The 16,228-nt window shown below is 72.4% G+C and carries 14 protein-coding genes; 8 read left to right on the top strand and 6 right to left on the bottom strand.

Annotation, left to right across the window (positions count from 1 at the left end; genetic code table 11):
* Nucleotides 1–190: 190 nt before the first annotated feature.
* A complete protein-coding gene (locus tag AB0I81_RS02680; RefSeq protein ID WP_360648699.1) occupies nt 191–751 on the bottom strand; it encodes a TetR/AcrR family transcriptional regulator C-terminal domain-containing protein in 561 nt (186 codons plus the stop codon).
* Nucleotides 752–868: 117 nt separating this feature from the next.
* On the opposite strand from AB0I81_RS02680, the gene AB0I81_RS02675 reads away from it, so the two are divergent.
* A complete protein-coding gene (locus AB0I81_RS02675; protein WP_360648697.1) occupies nt 869–1,270 on the top strand; it encodes a hypothetical protein in 402 nt (133 codons plus the stop codon).
* 55 nt (nt 1,271–1,325) lie between these two features.
* On the opposite strand, the gene AB0I81_RS02670 is transcribed toward AB0I81_RS02675, so the two are convergent.
* The 3 genes from AB0I81_RS02670 to AB0I81_RS02660 form a co-directional block, all read right to left on the bottom strand.
* Nucleotides 1,326–2,666, bottom strand: coding sequence for an RNA polymerase sigma factor (locus AB0I81_RS02670; protein ID WP_360648694.1), 1,341 nt, complete (start codon nt 2,664–2,666; stop codon nt 1,326–1,328).
* Nucleotides 2,667–2,843: 177 nt separating this feature from the next.
* Complete coding sequence (locus AB0I81_RS02665) at nt 2,844–3,203, bottom strand: hypothetical protein (protein ID WP_360648691.1); 360 nt, start codon at nt 3,201–3,203, stop codon at nt 2,844–2,846.
* A 44-nt stretch (nt 3,204–3,247) separates the two neighbouring features.
* The gene (locus tag AB0I81_RS02660; RefSeq protein WP_360648688.1) at nt 3,248–4,396 is read right to left on the bottom strand and encodes an AMP-binding protein; all 1,149 of its coding nucleotides are present in this window, start codon (nt 4,394–4,396) and stop codon (nt 3,248–3,250) included.
* A 48-nt stretch (nt 4,397–4,444) separates the two neighbouring features.
* On the opposite strand from AB0I81_RS02660, the gene AB0I81_RS02655 reads away from it, so the two are divergent.
* Nucleotides 4,445–5,371 (top strand): o-succinylbenzoate synthase, encoded by a 927-nt coding sequence (locus tag AB0I81_RS02655; protein WP_360648685.1) that lies wholly within the window; start codon nt 4,445–4,447, stop codon nt 5,369–5,371.
* Nucleotides 5,368–7,029, top strand: a complete 1,662-nt coding sequence (gene menD, locus AB0I81_RS02650; RefSeq protein ID WP_360648682.1) for a 2-succinyl-5-enolpyruvyl-6-hydroxy-3-cyclohexene-1-carboxylic-acid synthase — start codon at nt 5,368–5,370, stop codon at nt 7,027–7,029. The genes AB0I81_RS02655 and menD overlap by 4 nt, the downstream gene beginning before the upstream one ends.
* A gap of 9 nt (nt 7,030–7,038) precedes the next feature.
* On the opposite strand, the gene AB0I81_RS02645 is transcribed toward menD, so the two are convergent.
* Both AB0I81_RS02645 and AB0I81_RS02640 read right to left on the bottom strand, forming a co-directional pair.
* Nucleotides 7,039–7,932 carry a 5'-3' exonuclease gene (locus tag AB0I81_RS02645; protein WP_360650164.1) on the bottom strand — a complete coding sequence of 298 codons (894 nt, stop codon included), beginning with the start codon at nt 7,930–7,932 and terminating at the stop codon, nt 7,039–7,041.
* A 45-nt stretch (nt 7,933–7,977) separates the two neighbouring features.
* Nucleotides 7,978–9,180, bottom strand: coding sequence for a SpoIIE family protein phosphatase (locus AB0I81_RS02640; RefSeq protein ID WP_360648679.1), 1,203 nt, complete (start codon nt 9,178–9,180; stop codon nt 7,978–7,980).
* Between the two features lie 141 nt (nt 9,181–9,321).
* On the opposite strand from AB0I81_RS02640, the gene AB0I81_RS02635 reads away from it, so the two are divergent.
* The 5 genes from AB0I81_RS02635 (at nt 9,322) to AB0I81_RS02615 (ending at nt 16,200) form a co-directional block, all read left to right on the top strand.
* Nucleotides 9,322–10,431 (top strand): Xaa-Pro peptidase family protein, encoded by a 1,110-nt coding sequence (locus tag AB0I81_RS02635; RefSeq protein ID WP_360648676.1) that lies wholly within the window; start codon nt 9,322–9,324, stop codon nt 10,429–10,431.
* A 63-nt stretch (nt 10,432–10,494) separates the two neighbouring features.
* Nucleotides 10,495–11,253, top strand: coding sequence for a protein phosphatase 2C domain-containing protein (locus AB0I81_RS02630; protein ID WP_360648673.1), 759 nt, complete (start codon nt 10,495–10,497; stop codon nt 11,251–11,253).
* Between the two features lie 81 nt (nt 11,254–11,334).
* Nucleotides 11,335–14,229, top strand: coding sequence for an AAA family ATPase (locus AB0I81_RS02625; protein ID WP_360648670.1), 2,895 nt, complete (start codon nt 11,335–11,337; stop codon nt 14,227–14,229).
* A 251-nt stretch (nt 14,230–14,480) separates the two neighbouring features.
* The gene (locus AB0I81_RS02620; protein ID WP_360648667.1) at nt 14,481–15,347 is read left to right on the top strand and encodes a terpene synthase family protein; all 867 of its coding nucleotides are present in this window, start codon (nt 14,481–14,483) and stop codon (nt 15,345–15,347) included.
* Nucleotides 15,348–15,606: 259 nt separating this feature from the next.
* Complete coding sequence (locus AB0I81_RS02615) at nt 15,607–16,200, top strand: ATP/GTP-binding protein (RefSeq protein WP_360648664.1); 594 nt, start codon at nt 15,607–15,609, stop codon at nt 16,198–16,200.
* Nucleotides 16,201–16,228: the final 28 nt, after the last annotated feature.

Here is a 16,228-nt window from a genome sequence, read left to right as displayed (position 1 = left end):
ATATCTCGTGGGACGCTCCCGCTTTGTGGAGGGTCGGGAGCCGGCTCGGGTAGTTGTGCTGGCAAGTGTGCGACGTTCGTCACACGTTCCGACATAGCCCGTTAGGACTGTTACAGGAGGATCCCCGGAGCGTGTGACCTTCGACACAGCGTGCCTTATGCAGGATAACGGTCCAAGCGTGACACGCGCATCACGTTTGCAATCCCTTGAGCAGAGCGTCGAGTCCCCGCTCGAAATCCAAATCAGCCCTTTCGTCCCTCCTGACCCATTCATCAACTTCTGGGTCGGCCCATCCCGACTGCTGCACCTCCACGGCCACACTGCCGAAGACGAAGGCCCGCAGCGCCCGTACGGCCTCCGCGGCGTCCTCCAGGCCCGCGCCCGCGAGCTGCTCGGTCTGCTCCCTGATGGCCACGGCGGTGGCCCCTTTGGGCGGTTTGGTCAGCGCCAGGGCCAGCACGCCCGGATGGTCGCGCAGCACCTCCCTGCTCGCCCGGCACCACGCCTTGGCCGTCTCCTGCCAGGTGGGCCCCGGCTCGGCCTGTACGCAGGTGACGTGCTCGGCCAGGGCGTCCATCAGCGCCTCCTTGCCCCGGGGCAGATGGTGATAAATGGCCATGGCCTCCACCTGCAGGGCGTCGCCCAGGCGGCGCATGGTGAGCCGGCGCAGGCCCTGGCTGTCGGCGATGTGCAGCGCGGCCTCGAGGATGCGCTCGCGCGAGAGGGGAACGGGCGGTCGCTTGGCGGGCATGGTGATCATCTTACTTCGTAAAGGCGCTCGCACCGGGGCGATTTCCGCCCGTGTCGCGCGACGGCGTACGCTTGGCCGTTGAATTCACTGCCGATACAGCGTTAAGGGGCCGGGTCGATGGCGTTTTTCCGTCCGCGGGTGAGCCGGGAGGCAGAGGTTCGCTACCACGCGGACCAGGAGATCTCCAAGAGCTTCCCCGACTTGCTCGAGAAGGCCAGGCAGGCCGAGCTGACGGTGCGCGACCTGCGTGCCGGCGCGGCCGACGAGATCGAGCTGCGCGCGGCCGGGCAGGTGTTCGACCAGACGCTCACGGAGGCGCTGAGGGCCGCCGAGGCGGGCCAGCGGGCCACGTTCGGCGTGAAGTCCTACGATGACCGGATCGCCCGGCGCAAGGCCAAGGCGACGCCCGCGGGGGCCATGTGGACCTCCGAGGTCGAGCGGCTGCGCACGCTGCGCGAGGAGAACCGCATGTGGGGGATCCCCCGGGTCCCGCGCCCGGTGGCCACCGCCGGCCACTGAGCCGCTCCCAGATACACAGAAAACCCCCGGCACCACGGTGTGCCGGGGGTTTCGTTCAGCTTGCCCAGTCGAGCAGCGGGCGGGTGTTGCTCGGGTGGCGCAGCTTGGACAGCGACTCCTTCTCAAGCTGCCGGATCCGCTCCCGGGTCAGCCCCAGGTGCTTGCCGATCTCGTCGAGGGTGTGCGGCTTGCCGTCCACCAGGCCGAAGCGCAGCGCCATGATCTTCGACTCGCGCGGCGAGAGGTTGTCGAGCACGCCGCGCAGCTGGTCGCCCAGCAGCTGGCGGTCGACGATCTCCGATGCCTCGGGCGAGTCGACGTCCTCGATCAGGTCGCCGATCGTGGTCTCCCCGTCCTCGCCGATCGTCGCGTTGAGCGAGATCGGCTGGCGGCTGGTGCGCAGCAGTTCCTCGATCTGGTCGGGGGTCTTGTCCAGCTCGACGGCCAGCTCCTCGGGCGTGGGCTCGCGTCCCAGCCGCTGGTGCATGTCCCGCTCGACCCGCGACAGCTTGGAGAGCATCTCCAGCACGTGCACGGGCAGCCGGATCGTACGGGCGGAGTCGGCGAAGCCGCGCTGGATGGCCTGCCTGATCCACCACATGGCGTAGGTGGAGAACTTGAAGCCCTTGGTGTAGTCGAACTTCTCCACGGCCCTGATGAGGCCCAGGTTGCCCTCCTGGACCACGTCCAGCAGCGACATCCCGCGGTCGGTGTACTTCTTGGCCACCGAGACCACCAGCCGCAGGTTGGCCTCCAGCATGTGGTCCTTGGCCAGCCGGCCGTCCTCGATCACCAGGTCCAGGTCCTCCCGCGCGGCGGGCGACAGGTCCTGATGGGTCTCCAGCTTGTACTCGGCGTACAGGCCGGCCTCGATCCGCCTGGCCAGCTCGACCTCCTGTGCGGCGGTGAGCAGCGTGCGGCGGCCGATGGACTTGAGATAGGTGTGCACCGAGTCGCCCATGACGGACTGCGTGTCGTCCAGGTCGATCGGCTCGTTCTCCAGTTCGGCGTCCTCGCCCGCGGCGAGGTCGTCGGGCACGTCCTCCTCATCCGGCTCGGAGGTTTTGGCCTCGGCCGGCGTGACGGACTTGGCCGTGGTGGAGGTTTTTGCCTCGGCCGCCTTGCGGCCGGTACTCTTTGCCCGCGTGCTCTTCTTGGCGGGGGTCGTCTTCTGGGCAGGGCTCTTGGGGGAGTTGCGAGACGCGTCGTTCTCGGTGGCCAGGCTCACGCCGGCCTCTGTGAGCTCACGCAGGATCGTGCGGCCTTCAGAGGGGCTGATACCGGCCTTCGCGAACGCGTCCCGCAGCTCGGACAGAGACAGGTGACCCTGGGCTCGCCCTCGTTCAATCAATTGGTCGAGAGATGCGGGCGGGGTCGCCACGGCGGTTCTGGGCATGAGGAACACCTCCTCCGTACGGAGTGCAAGCGATCAGGCAGGTTGTGGTGGGGCGGTTCCACGTCCGCACAGCGCACCAGTATCAATAACGCCATTCGCCGTTATTTGTTCCCCGATGCGCTCAAGCGGGATGAAAAGGGCGGATCGCCCACGTGGCGAACCGCCCCCGGACGCGTCTTATTCCGTCGCGTCGATCTGCCCGGGCTCACCCTCGGGCGGGAGTTTCCCGCTCTCCTCGAACTGGCCCAGGCTCGCCTCGGGCATCGGCATGGGCTGGGCGTCCTCCATCCGCTGCTCCGACCAGTATTCGAGCACCTTTTCCGGATCGGGGTTGATCTCCGTGCTGACCACGGAATCGTCCTCGGTGGCCTCGGGGGTCGGCTGTGCGGACGGTGGCGCCTTCTCCACCACGGCTCGGGTCTCCCTGGCGACCTGGTCGAGCTTGCCCGCCGAGGCGGCCGCCGCGACTGAGGCGCCACCGACGACGATCACGCCGACGGTGGCCGCGGATGCCCACATCTTGCGGGTCTGGTTCATGAAGGCTCCCTCCCTCTACCTCACTATGACGCAGCGGCAACTTGTCAGGTTCCTGCCCTCAGCCGTACCAGATCGGTCTTGCCGTTCGGCAGGAGTGGCAGGCGCGAGACCAGCCGCAGGTCGCGCGGGGCGGCATGAGGGGGAAGCCTATCGCGGCAATATGCCCGCAAATGCTCAAGTGTGATGGGCGTGTCGGGCTTGGCGGGGACCACGATGGCGGTGACCAGTTCGCCCCATTCCGGATTGGGAACGCCGATCACGGCCGCGTCGGCGATCTCCGGATGGGCGCACAACACGGCGGTCACGGCGGCGGCCACGACCTTCTCGCCGCCGGTGTTGATCATGTCGTCGGCCCTGCCCAGCACGCGCAGCCGGCCGCCGGTCAGCTCGCCCAGGTCGGAGGTGACGAACCATTCGCCGTCGAGCGGGGCCGGCGGCTCGCCGAAGCGGTAGCCGGAGAACAACACCGGGCCCGCGATCCTGATCAGGCCGTCGGCGCCGATCTTGAGATCCACGTTGTCGAGGGGCCGGCCGTCGTACACGCAGCCGCCGCTCGTCTCGCTCATCCCGTACGTGGTCATGACCCGCGCGCCGAGGCCCGTGGCCTGCTCCACCAGGCCGGGCCTGGGCGCCGCGCCGCCGAGCACGATCGTACTGAACACCGACAGGTCCGCCCCCAGCTCCACCAGCCGGTGCAGCTGGGTGGGCACCATGGAGACGTGCCGGGCCCCCGAGGTCAGGACGGCGTGCGGGTCGAAGGCGGGATGGATGATCGGCTCGGTGCCGGAGAGCAGGGCGCGTACCAGGACCTGCAGGCCGGAGACGTGCGAGACGGGCAGGCAGCACAACCAGCGATCGCCCTCGGCGGCCCCCACCCGGCGCAGCGAGGCCGCCGCCGAGGCGCGCAGCGCGGCGGCCGAGAGCATCACGCCCTTGGGCGCGCCGGTGCTGCCGCTGGTGGCGATCACGACCGCCACGTCGCCGGGGACGCCCGCCCCGTCGTCGCGCGGCGCGCCCTCGACGTGGGTGGGGCGCAGCGCGGCGAGGGCGGGCCCGGCGTGGCCGGGGGACAGGGGGAGGACGGCGGGCCCGTCGCCCGCGAGCGCGTCACGGACGGCCGTGAACAGGGCAGGTCCGGGAGGCTGCACAATGGCATGCAGCGGACGGTCCGGATGCGACGGGTTCCTCCACATGCTCGTAAGGTTAATGGCGACAGGTCGGACAGGGGTGCAGGGAGGGTCGTGACGCGTTCTCCCGTGGTCTTCCGGATCCCGATGCGCACGCGTTTTCGCGGGCAGACCGTCAGGGAAGGGGTGCTGCTGCACGGCCCCGCCGGGTGGGGCGAGTTCTCGCCGTTCCCCGAGTACGGCCCGCGCGAGTGCGCCCGCTGGCTGGCGTGCGCCCGTGAGGCCGCCTTCGAGGGCTGGCCCGCGCCGCTGCGCGACAGCGTGCCGGTCAACGCGACGGTGCCGGCCGTGGATCCCGCGCAGGCCCATGACATCGTGCGGCGCTCGGGCTGCGGCACGGCGAAGGTGAAGGTGGCCGAGCGGGGGCAGAGCTTCGACGACGACGTGGCCAGGGTGGAGGCCGTGCGCGACGCGCTCGGGCCGTCGGGCCGGCTGCGCGTCGACGCCAACGGGGCCTGGGAGGTCGGCGAGGCCGTACGGCGGCTCAAGCGGTTGGACCGTTTCGATCTGGAGTACGCCGAGCAGCCGTGCGCCACGCTGGAGGAGCTGGCGGCGGTGCGGCGGGCCTGCGACGTCCCGATCGCGGCCGACGAGTCGATCCGCAGGGCCGAGGACCCGCTGCGGGTGCGGGCGGCAGAGGCCGCCGACATCGCGGTGGTCAAGGTGCAGCCGCTGGGCGGGGTGCGCGAGGCGCTGCGCGTGGTGGAGGCGTGCGGGCTGCCCGCCGTGGTCTCCAGCGCGGTGGAGACGTCCGTGGGGCTGGCCGCCGGGCTGGCGCTGGCCGCGGCGTTGCCGGCGTTGCCGTACGCGTGCGGGCTCGGCACGATGTCGTTGCTGTCGGGAGACGTCGTGGACGACTCGCTGGTGCCGGTGGACGGCCGGCTGAAGGTCCGGCGCCCTCCGGTGAATTTTCAGCATTTGTCGGCATTTGAGATTGAATCTCCCCAGTGGCTTCGCCGGATGCAGGAGGCGTCACGTTGAACCCCGCTACCGCGCTGGCCACAGTGCTCGTCGATGAGCTGGTGCGCTGCGGCCTGACCGACGTGGTGATGGCCCCCGGCTCCCGCTCGGCCCCGCTGGCGCTGGCCCTGCACGCCGAGTCCCGGGTGCGCCTGCACGTGCGCATCGACGAGCGCTCGGCCTCGTTCCTGGCCCTCGGCCTGGCCAAACGCTCCGAGCGGCCGGTCGCGCTGATCTGCTCCTCCGGCACCGCCACCGCCAACTTCCACCCCGCCGTGATCGAGGCCGCCGAGTCCGGCGTCCCGCTGCTGGTGCTCACCGCCGACCGCCCGCCCGAGCTGCGCGGCACCGGCGCCAACCAGACGATCGACCAGGTCAAGCTGTACGGCGCCGCGACCCGCTGGTTCGCCGAGGTCGGCGTGCCCGAGGAGCGTCCCGGGCAGGTCGCGTACTGGCGCTCGCTGGCCTGCCGCGCCTACCAGCGCGCCGCCGGCGCGGGCAACCCGGGCCCGGTGCACCTCAACCTGGCCTTCAGGGAGCCGCTGATCCCCGACGGCGACACCGGCTGGTGCGAGCCGCTCGGCCTCGGCACCGGCGCGCCGTGGGTGCGCACCAGGGTCGCGCCGCCGCCGGTCGCCCTGCACCTGCCGCCCACCCGGCGCGGCGTCCTGGTGGTCGGCGACGGCGCCGCCAACGTGCGCCGCTACGTGGCGGCGGCGGGCATGGCCGGCTGGCCGGTGTTGTCGGAGCCGAACGGCGGCGGACGCTACGGCGACCACGCCATCTCCACCTACCACCACCTGCTGAGCGTCCCGGAGTTCGCCGACGCCCACCAGCCCGACGTGGTGGTCACGCTGGGCCGTCCGGGGCTGTCACGGCCGCTGCTGTCGTGGTTGCGCCGGGCGGGCGAGCACATCGTGGTGGCGCCCGACCTCGACCGCTGGCCCGACCCGACCCGCTCGGCCACGCAGGTGGCCCAGGCCGTGGAGATCCCGGTCGCCTCCGGCGACGACTCCTGGCTGCACGCCTGGCGGCAGGCCGACCGGGCGGTCAGGGCGGCGACGGACGAGGTGCTGGACCTCTCGGGCACCAGCGAGCCGCGCCTGGCCAGGGACCTGGTGGACGCCCTGCCCAACGGGGCGCTGCTGTTCTGCGGGTCCTCCATGCCCATCCGCGACCTGGACCAGGCGATGCGCCCCCGGCGCGGCATCCGGCTGATGGCCAACCGGGGCGCCTCCGGGATCGACGGGCTGGTGTCCTCGGCCATGGGGGCGGCGCTGGCGCACAACGGGCCCTCCTTCGCGCTGCTCGGCGACCTGTCGTTCCTGCACGACCAGAACGGGCTCATCCTCGGGCCCCGCGAGCCCCGGCCCGACCTGTGTGTCGTGGTGGTCAACAACGACGGGGGCGGCATCTTCTCGCTGCTGCCCCAGGCGGCGGTGCGTGATCCGTTCGAGCGGGTCTTCGGCACGCCGCACGGGGTGGACCTGGGCTATGTGGCGGCGGCGACGGGGACGCCGTACACGCTGCTCGGCGACGTCTCCGACCTGCCCAAGGCGCTGCGGGGGGAGGGGCCGCGGGTGGTGGAGGTGCGTACGGAGCGCGAGGAGAACGTGCTGGTGCACGCCCGCCTGCGCGACGCGGCCGAGGAGGCCGTGCGCGCCTGCCTCGCGGGCTAGCGACCCCTTTCAGCCCTTCAGCACGTCCAGGAGGCGGTTGAGCGGGCTGTCGAGGCCGTAGCGGTCGGCCAGGCGGACGAGCGCCTCGGGGTCGCGCGGCTTGGCGGGCAGCGCCAGGTCGGCGTCGGGCAGCGGGGCGTCGGGGGCCACCTTGACCACGGCGGGGGCCGCGTTCAGGTAGTCGCGGGCCGCCGTCAGCTTGGTGCGGCTGCCCGCGGGGAAACCCTCGGTGACGCCCGCGTCGAGCGCTTCGAGCAGGGCGGGGAGCGAGCCGAACCGGGTGATCAGGGCGGCGGCGGTCTTCTCGCCGACGCCGGGCACGCCGGGCAGGCCGTCGCTGGGGTCGCCGCGCAGGGTCGCGAAGTCGGCGTAGCCGCGCCCCGGCACGCCGTACTTGGCCGTGACCCACGCCTCGTCCACGATCTGCAGGTTGCGGATGCCGCGCACGGTGTACAGGACGCGCACCGGGCGGGCGTCGTCGACGAGCTGGAACAGGTCGCGGTCGCCGGTCACGATGTCCACGGCGCCCGTGGCCTGATGGGTCAAGGTGCCGATCACGTCGTCGGCCTCGTAGCCGGGCGACTCCAGGCGGGCGATGCCGAGCGCGTCCAGAACGTCCTGGATGACGGCGATCTGCGGCACGAGCGCGTCCGGCACCTCCTCGGTGTCGCCGTGGGCGACCCGATGCGCCTTGTACGTGGGGATCGCCGCCACCCGGAAGGCGGGCCGCCAGTCGGCGTCCATGGTGGCCGCGAGCGCCGTGGGGGAGTGCTTGCGCACGAGGGTCGCGATCATGTCGATCAGGCCGCGCACCGCGTTGACGGGCGAGCCGTCCGGCGCCTTGATCGACTCCGGGATGCCGTAGAAGGCACGGAAATAGAGGGACGGAGTGTCCAGAAGCATCAGCACGCGTCTATGGTCGCACTCCTCACCCGGCCCGGCCTCCCCTTACTGCTCCGGAATGCCCACCGCCAGCAGGCAGGCGTCGTCCTCCGGGTTGGGGCCGCCGATGTCGGCGAGCAGGCCGTCCAGCCCGGCGTCCAGGTCGTGGCAGGGAATCCGGCGGGCGGCGGCCAGGGCCAGGTCGAGGCCCACGTCGATGTCGCGGGTGCGCCGCTCCACCAGCCCGTCGGTGAACATCAGCAGCAGGTCGCCCGGTTGCAGCCGGGTGGTGGCCAGCTCGTACGGGCTGCCGGACGCGGCCCCCAGCAGCACCCCCCTGGGCTGGGCGAGCTGGCTGGCCACGCCGTCGCGCACCAGGATGGGCGACAGGTTGCCCGCCTGGCTCCAGGCGAACACCCGGGTCCCCGGGTCCAGGTGGCCGATGATCGCGGTCGCGGTGGTGTCCTTGAGCTGGTGCAGGACGAGCTCGTTCAGCCAGTCCAGCAGGCGGCCCGCGGCCTGCCCCGTCATGGTCAGGCCGACCAGGGCGTGGCGGAGCTGGGCCATGCGGGAGATCGCGGGCAGCCCGTGGCCGGAGACGTCGCCGATGGCCAGCAGCAGGCGGCCGTCCGGCGTCGCGGCGGCCTCGAACCAGTCGCCGCCCAGGTTGGCGGTCTTCTCGGCGGGCACGTACCGCACCGCGATCCTGGCCTGTGGCAGGTCGAGGCAGCCGACCGGCTCGGGCAGGATCGCCTCGCGCAGGGCGAGCATCACGTGGCGGTCCTCGGCGGCCCGCTCGCGGGCCTCCAGGAGCTGGCGGCGCGACTCCGACACCATGCGCTCGGCGCGGCGGCGGCCGGTGATGTCCTGGATGACGCCGTGCATGCCGATGATCCCGCCGGGTCCCGCCAGGGGTTCGAGCACGACCCGCAGGTCGCGCAGGTCGCCCGAGCAGGGGCCGCGGCGGATGCGGAACTCGGCCTGCACCGGCTCGACGCCCTGCATCACCGACCAGAGCAGGCGGTCGAGCGCGGCCGTGTCGCACTGCTCGACGTGCTCGGCCAGGTCGGGCAGGGCGATCGGGCCCTCGCCCGGGTCGCGGCCGAAGATGGTGTACACCTGGTCCGACCAGATCGTCTCGCCGGTGTGCAGGTGCCACTCCGCCCAGCCCATGTTGCCGAGACGCTGGGCGTGCGCCAGCCGCACGGCGAACATCTCGGTGTCGCTCTCGTGCCCGAGCAGCTCGGCAGCGCCTATGAGGTCGACCATTTCTCACTCTCGGCCGCAATGGAATCCGACAATTGGCCCCACACTACGTGATCGATCGTGAACGGTGTGTAGTGGGGGCTTGGTGCGTGGTGAGACCTTTTCGCGGATTTTTACAACCGGCCGCCGGAGTAGATTGTGCCTGTGACGTCCTCAGACCTGTATCCCGTGTCCCGTCTCGCCGCCGTCCAGGAGGCCACCGGCAAGGCCGGCCTCGACGCCCTGTTGCTCACGCCCGGCCCCGATCTGCGTTACGTCAGCGGCTACGACGCCAAGGCCATGGAGCGGCTGACGTGCCTCGTGGTGCCGGCCTCGGGCGAGGCGTACATGATGGTGCCCCGCCTGGAGCTGCCCGCCGCGCAGGCCTCGCCCGCCTCCCGGCTGGGGCTGGAGTTCGTGGCCTGGGACGAGACCGACGATCCGTACGCGATCGCCGCGCGGCGGCTCGGCAAGGTGGCCAGGGTGGGATTGGCCGACCGGATGTGGGCCATGTACTCGCTGCGTTTCCGCGAGGTGCTGCCCGGGGCCGAGGAGGTGCTGGCCGGCAGCGTGCTGCGGGAGTTGCGGATGCGCAAGTCGCCCGCCGAGGTCGCGGCGCTGCGTGAGGCGGGGCAGGCCATCGACTCCGTGCACCGGCAGGTGCCCGGGTTCCTGCGGGCCGGGCGCACCGAGCGCGAGGTGGCCAGGGACATCACCGAGGCGATCCTGGCCTCCGGGCACGAGACCGTCGACTTCGTGATCGTCGCCTCCGGGCCCAACGGCGCCAGCCCGCACCACGACGTGTCCGACCGGGTCATCCGGGCGGGGGAGCCGGTCGTGGTCGATATCGGCGGGCAACTGCACAACGGCTACTGCTCCGACTCCACGCGCACCTACAGCGTGGGCGAGCCGCCGGCCGAGTTCGCGGCCTACTACGAGGTGCTGCGCCGCGCCCAGGAGGCGGCCTGCGAGGCCGTACGGCCCGGGGTCTCGTGCGAGTCGATCGACGCCGCCGCGCGCGACCTGATCGCCGAGGCCGGGTACGGCGAGCACTTCATCCACAGGACCGGGCACGGGATCGGGATCGAGACGCACGAGGAGCCCTACATCGTGGCCGGCAACGGCGAGCCGATGGAGCCCGGGTTCGCCTTCTCCGTGGAGCCGGGCATCTACCTGCCCGGCCGGCACGGGGCCAGGATCGAGGACATCGTGGTGTGCGCCGAGAACGGCGGCGAACGGCTCAACGACACGCCGCGCGAACTGGTGGCCGTCTGACCGGAAAGGCGTCGCGAAAGGCCGGGCGCGAGTGGCACGCGCCTCTGTGGCACAGTCGCTGACATGTTCGCTGAGATCACCCACGCCACCAGGCCCGGTTCCGAACGCCCCAACGAGGACCTGGTGATCGCCGGGCCGTCGTGGATCGTCGTGCTGGACGGGGCCACGGCGGCGGCCGGGGTGGACAGCGGGTGCGTGCACGACGTGGCCTGGCTGGTGGGGCGGCTCGGCGGCGCGCTGGCCGCCCGGCTGGCCGCCGACGGCGGGGTCCCGCTGGCGCGGGTCCTGGAGTCGGCCATCGAGGAGACCGGGGCGGCGCACGCGGGCGCCTGCGACCTGCGCAACCCCGACTCGCCGTCGGCGACGGTGGCCATGGTGCGCTTCCGCGGGCGGCTGGAGTACCTCGTGCTGGGGGACTCGCCGGTGGTGTTCTCGCTGGCCGGCGGGCAGGCGCGGGTGGTGAGCGACGAGCGGCTGGAGCGGCTGCCCGGCGGGCGGCCGTACAGCCTGGAGCTGGTGCGGCGGATGCGCAACGCGCCCGGCGGGTTCTGGGTGGCGGGGGCGCGGCCCGAGGCCGCGCGGGAGAGCGTGACCGGTGAGCTGGACGGCGGCGCGGCGCGCGGCGTCGGGGTGTTCACCGACGGGGTGGCGCGGCTGGCCGACTGGTACGGGTGGAGCTGGGAGTCCGTGCTCGCCGTGCTGGCGGACAGCGGGCCCGGGGCGGTGATCGGGGCCGTACGGGAGCTGGAGGCGGCACGCGGGCCCGTGTGGGGCAAGCGGCACGACGACGCCACCGCCGTCTGGGGGCGCCTGCCGTCCTGAGTCCGGGTCCACCGGGTTTGAGGTGTATCAAGCACCGGCTCCGTGGCTCTGGTCTTTGCGAGGGCGGCGGAGGGAGTGCGCATGTTCGTCGGCAGGACGGCGGAGGTCGCCTTGCTCCGCGCGGAGCTGCGCGCGGCGGGTTGCGGATCCGTCAGGAGGGCCGTCGTCGAAGGCCCTGAAGGCATCGGCAAGACCGCGTTCGTCCATCACGCGCTCATCGACCACACGCCGGGCGGGGAGGCCGGCGTGCGGGTGCTGGTCGTCAGTGGGGAGGAGAGCGAGCGGGAGCTCCGGCTCGGCGTCGTACGGCAGCTCCTGGAAGCGCTCGCCCTGCTGGACCTGGGGGAGACACCGGTGGACGTGGGGGAGGCGCCGGCGCTCGCGGCGGATGAGGGGATAGCGGGGGACGGGCTGGCGGGGGACGCGGGCGGGCGGCCGACAGGGGTGGCGGCCGCCCGGCCCGCGGTGGGCGTGCTGTCGGGGGCGGCTGCCCGGCCCGGGAGAGTCTGGCCGACGGGGGCGGCCGATCCTTGCGCGGCGGGGCAGGCGGTGTGCGAGCTCGTCGCCCGCCTGTCGGCGCGGCAGACCCTCGCCGTGGTCGTCGATGACGCGCAGTGGGTGGACCGGCCGTCGTTGTGCGCGCTGAGCTACGTGCTGCGGCACCTGCGGGCGGGGCGCGTGCTCGTCCTGGTCGCCTGCCGCGACCTCGGCGACCCGGCGCTGCCCGAGGGGCTGCGGCGGCTGCTCACCGGCGAGGGCACGCTCGTGCTCGCGCTCGACGGTCTCAGCGCGGCCGACCTGGCCGAGCTGTCCGCAGGTCACGGGGGCAGGGCGCGGGAGTGCAGGCTCGGCGGGGCGAGTGCCGCGCGGTTGCGCGAGCACACCCTCGGCAACCCGCTGCACGCTCGCGCCCTCCTGACCACTCTCACCCCGGCGCTCCTGGACGACCCGGGCGCGCGTCTGCCGGCGCCGGGAACGTACCTGCGTTCCTTCAACCGCCGCATGTACGCCTGCGCCCCCACGACCCGGCGGCTCGTCGAGGCCTGTGCCGTCCTGGGCGGTCGCTGCCCGCTGCACGCGGCGGCGACTGTGGCCACGGGGATCGGCGAGCCGTTGGACACCCTGGAGGAGGCCGTCACGGCCGGGCTGCTGCGCGAGCTGCCCGGCCGCCTGATCGACTTCCCCGATCCGCTGGCCAGGGCCGCCGCCTACGGGGGGATCGGCGCGGGCGCGCGGGCACGGCTGCACCTGGCCGCCGCGCGGCTGGCCGACGACGGCGCCGCCACCGCCGACGACGGCGCGGCGCTGCGGCATCGGGCCGCCGCGGCCGGCGGGCCCGACGAGCCGCTGGCCGAGGAGCTGGCGGGCTTCGCGGCCAAGGCCGCGCAACACGGGCTGTGGCAGGAGGCCGCCGCTCACCTGGAGCTGGCCGCCGGGCTCACCGAGTCTGCGGCGCGCCGCGACGAGCTGCGCACGGCCGTGCTGGAGCACGTCCTCATCGGGGGCGACGTGCTGCGCGCCGCCGAGCTCGCCGCCGCGCGCAACGCCGACCCGCGCCCGGTACGCCGGTACGTGCTGGGACGCCTCGCGCTGGCGGACGGACGCTTCGACGAGGCGTCCGAGCTGCTGGCCGAGGCGTGGCGGCACACGGAGCCCGGATTCGCCGCGGACGTGGCGGAGCAGCTCGCATGGCTGCATCTGGTCACGGGGGACCACGCGGAGGCGGCGAACTGGGCCCGCCTGGCGATCGAACAGCCCATCCAGGGCCCGGTCGCCAGGCCCTATGACGTGCTGGCGCTGGGCGGGGCACCCGGCGCCGGCGCGCCGCCCGGCAGCCTCGCCGAGGCCGTGGCGTATCTGGCGCGCGATGAGGCGGGTCAGGCATGCGCCCTGCTCAAGCGGGCCGCGAGCGCCGCAGGCGCGGCGGGGCTGCCGCACCACCGGTTGCCGCATCACCGGCTGCTGGCCACCGCGCTGCTGGCCGTCGCGGAACACGGCCTGGCGCGCTGGGACGAGGCCGTGGCCTCCGCGGAGGGCGCCCTCGCCGAGGCGGTGGCGCTCGGGCAGCGGTGGCTGCTGCCGTGCCTGGAGGCGGCCTGCGTGGCGCCGCTGGCCGCCAGGGGCGATCACGAACGTGCCCTCGCCCACGCGATGGCCGCGGGAGCGGCGGCCCGCCGCATGCGGCACGCGATGGGGGAGCGGCAGGCGGACCTCGCCATGGCCCTGCTCGGCACGGGCGACCTTCCGGACGCCCGTGCCGGGCGGTGGGGCGGGTTCGTACCCGATCCACGTCCCGCGCACATCGAGGCGCTGGTCGCCGACGGGCGGCTGGAGGAGGCCGAGCGAGCCCTGACCGCCTACGACCGGGACAACTCCACGACGTCCGCCGAGCCTGCGACATGTGATGGGCCTGCGACTTGTGACGGGGCTGTGGGGCCTGCTTGTGACAGGGATGGCGTGTTCGGCGCGGACGTGGCGTGGGGCGGGCCGGGGCGGCGGGCCGAGCGGATCAGGCTGGGCGCGCTGCTGCTGGCGGCCAGGAACGTTCCAGGGCGGGCCGAGGAAGGGTTCGGGCGGGCGCTCTCGCTGGTCGAGGCGGGGGTGTGCCCGCTGGAGGAGGCGCGGGTGCTGCTGGACCTGGGCCGGTTGCTGCGGCGTACCGGACGGCGTAAGGCCGCGGCGGAGCGGCTCGGGGCGGCGCGCGCGATCTTCGCGCGGCTGGGGGCGCGCCCGCTGGTGGAGCGGTGCGCCCACGAGCTGGAGGCGTGCGGGCTGGAGCCGCCCGCCACCGTACGGCTCGGCCTCACCCCGCAGGAGCTGAGCACGGCCACGCTGGTGGCCGGCGGCCTGACCAACCGCCAGATCGCCCGCGAACTGCTGATCAGCGTCAAGACCGTCGAGTACCACATCGGCAAGATCTACACCAAGCTCGGCATCAGCTCCCGGGTGGCACTGGCCGCCAAGCTCGCCGCATGAGACAGGAACGGCGGGGAGGTCCCGGACACGGGGCGTCGGGGAGGCTGGGTGGTCCGGGACGCGGGGTGCCCGCGACGACGGGAGGTCGGGGACGCGGGGAGGTGTCGTCGCGGGCATGGGAGCGGGCCGATCGGACACGAGGGTGATGCCTTGATCGGCAGCAGGCGATCATGAAACAATTTCCCTCAGGTGTGTATCCGGAAAGTGGGGGTCCTCGCCGATGATCCGCGAGCCGATCGAGTGGCCCTAGGATGCCGGACGACGAGCTGAACCAGGCGTTCGAGCTCGGCAGGACGTGCGCGCTGGCCGCGGAGTGCGGCAGGGACCTGCGGTTGTGCGCGCAGATGTACACCGGCCTGTTCCCCGCGCCGGCCTTCACCGCCGACCTGTTCGGCTCCCTGACCCTGGCCACCGCCTTCAGCGCCCCCTGGGCTCGCGCGGACCGGCTGAAGGTGACCAACCGCGCCGCCCTGTGGGTCATGGCCGTGGACCGGCTCGTCGATCGCGCCGCGACCACCCGCGAGCAGGTCAACCGCCTGGCCGCGGAGTGCGTCTCCGTCGCGGAGGGGTCGGTGCCCCGTTCGGCGGTGACCCGCTTCCTGGCCGACCTGCGCGATGAGCTGGCCACGGTCAAGGGGTTCGGGGAACTGCGGGAGATCTGGCTCGACCAGCTCGTGGTGACGCTGGCGGGCATGGCCAGGGCCTGGGTGTGGCGGGACACGCACACCGTGCCCACGCTGGCCCGCTACGTCGAGAACGCCGACAGCCGCGGCTCCTGCTTCGTGGACCTGTCGCACTGGATCTACACCGCCGACGACTGGGCCAAGGCCCATCTGGAGGAGCTGCGCGGCGTCAGCCGGCAGGTGCAGCGCTACCTGCACGTGCTCGGCGATCTGGCCTCCTACCGCCGGGACCTGAGCTGGGGCGACCTCAACGCGCTGGCGCTGGGCGTCGATCCCGCCGAGGTGACGGCGGTGATGGCGGAGCTGGCGCGTGAGGCCCGCCTCCTCATCGACCCGGTACGCGAGCACAGCCCCCGCACCGCCACCTACCTGCACAGACAGCTCGGTTTCAACGCCGGTTTCGCCGGAATTTCGGACTACCAGCCCGTCACCTAATGGGCTCGTCTGAATCCATGACAGACAAACTTGACTCTTGCCTTGTTAGATGAGCGAAAAACGTGGCTTGAGACGACAAACCGTGACATTTTGTTTCTTGTAAAAGATTGCGGCTTGAGTGGAAAATGTGGCGTTGCTAGGGTGTCTCGTTGCCAGGCATGTGGACCCGCCAACTCGAGCGCGCCTTGACAGGTACCACTGACCACGGCACCTCAGGGGCGGGGTCGCGCATGCGCGGGATAAGTACGGGCGGTGCTGGATGGAATTCGGTCGCATAGACCGTTGGCGGCTGCCGACAGCGATCAAGATCTTGATCGCTGGGGGATTCGGCGCGGGCAAGACCACCATGGTCGGCGCCGTTTCGGAAACCCGGCCTCTCCGTACGGAAGAGGCGCTCACCCAGGCGGGCACCGACATCGACGACCTGTCAGGCGTCGAGCGCAAGCTCACCACCACCGTGGCCATGGATTTCGGCCGCATCACGATCCGCAACGACTACATGCTCTACCTCTTCGGCACCCCGGGCCAGGACCGGTTCTGGTTCGTCTGGGACGAACTGGCCATGGGCGCGCTCGGCGCGGTGGTGCTGGCCGACACCCGCCGCCTGGACGACTGCTTCCCTTCCGTCGACTACTTCGAGAAGCGCGAGCAGCCGTTCGTCGTGGCCCTGAACTGCTTCGACGGCATCTCGCCCTTCACCGTCGGCGAGGTCCGCTCCGCCCTCGGCCTGGAGGCGGACATCCCGATCGTGCGCTGCGACGCCCGCCGCCGCGACTCCGGCAGGGAGGTTCTCATCACGCTCGTCGAGCACGCCATGCGCAGGGGAGCCAGCCCAGTCGGAACCATGTCTTGACATCCCCTCAGCCCCGAGGGACTGAGAT

This window comes from Nonomuraea sp. NPDC050404 (assembly GCF_040655495.1).
GTDB lineage: Bacteria > Actinomycetota > Actinomycetes > Streptosporangiales > Streptosporangiaceae > Nonomuraea.
This window is presented reverse-complemented; position numbering and strand designations above follow the sequence as displayed.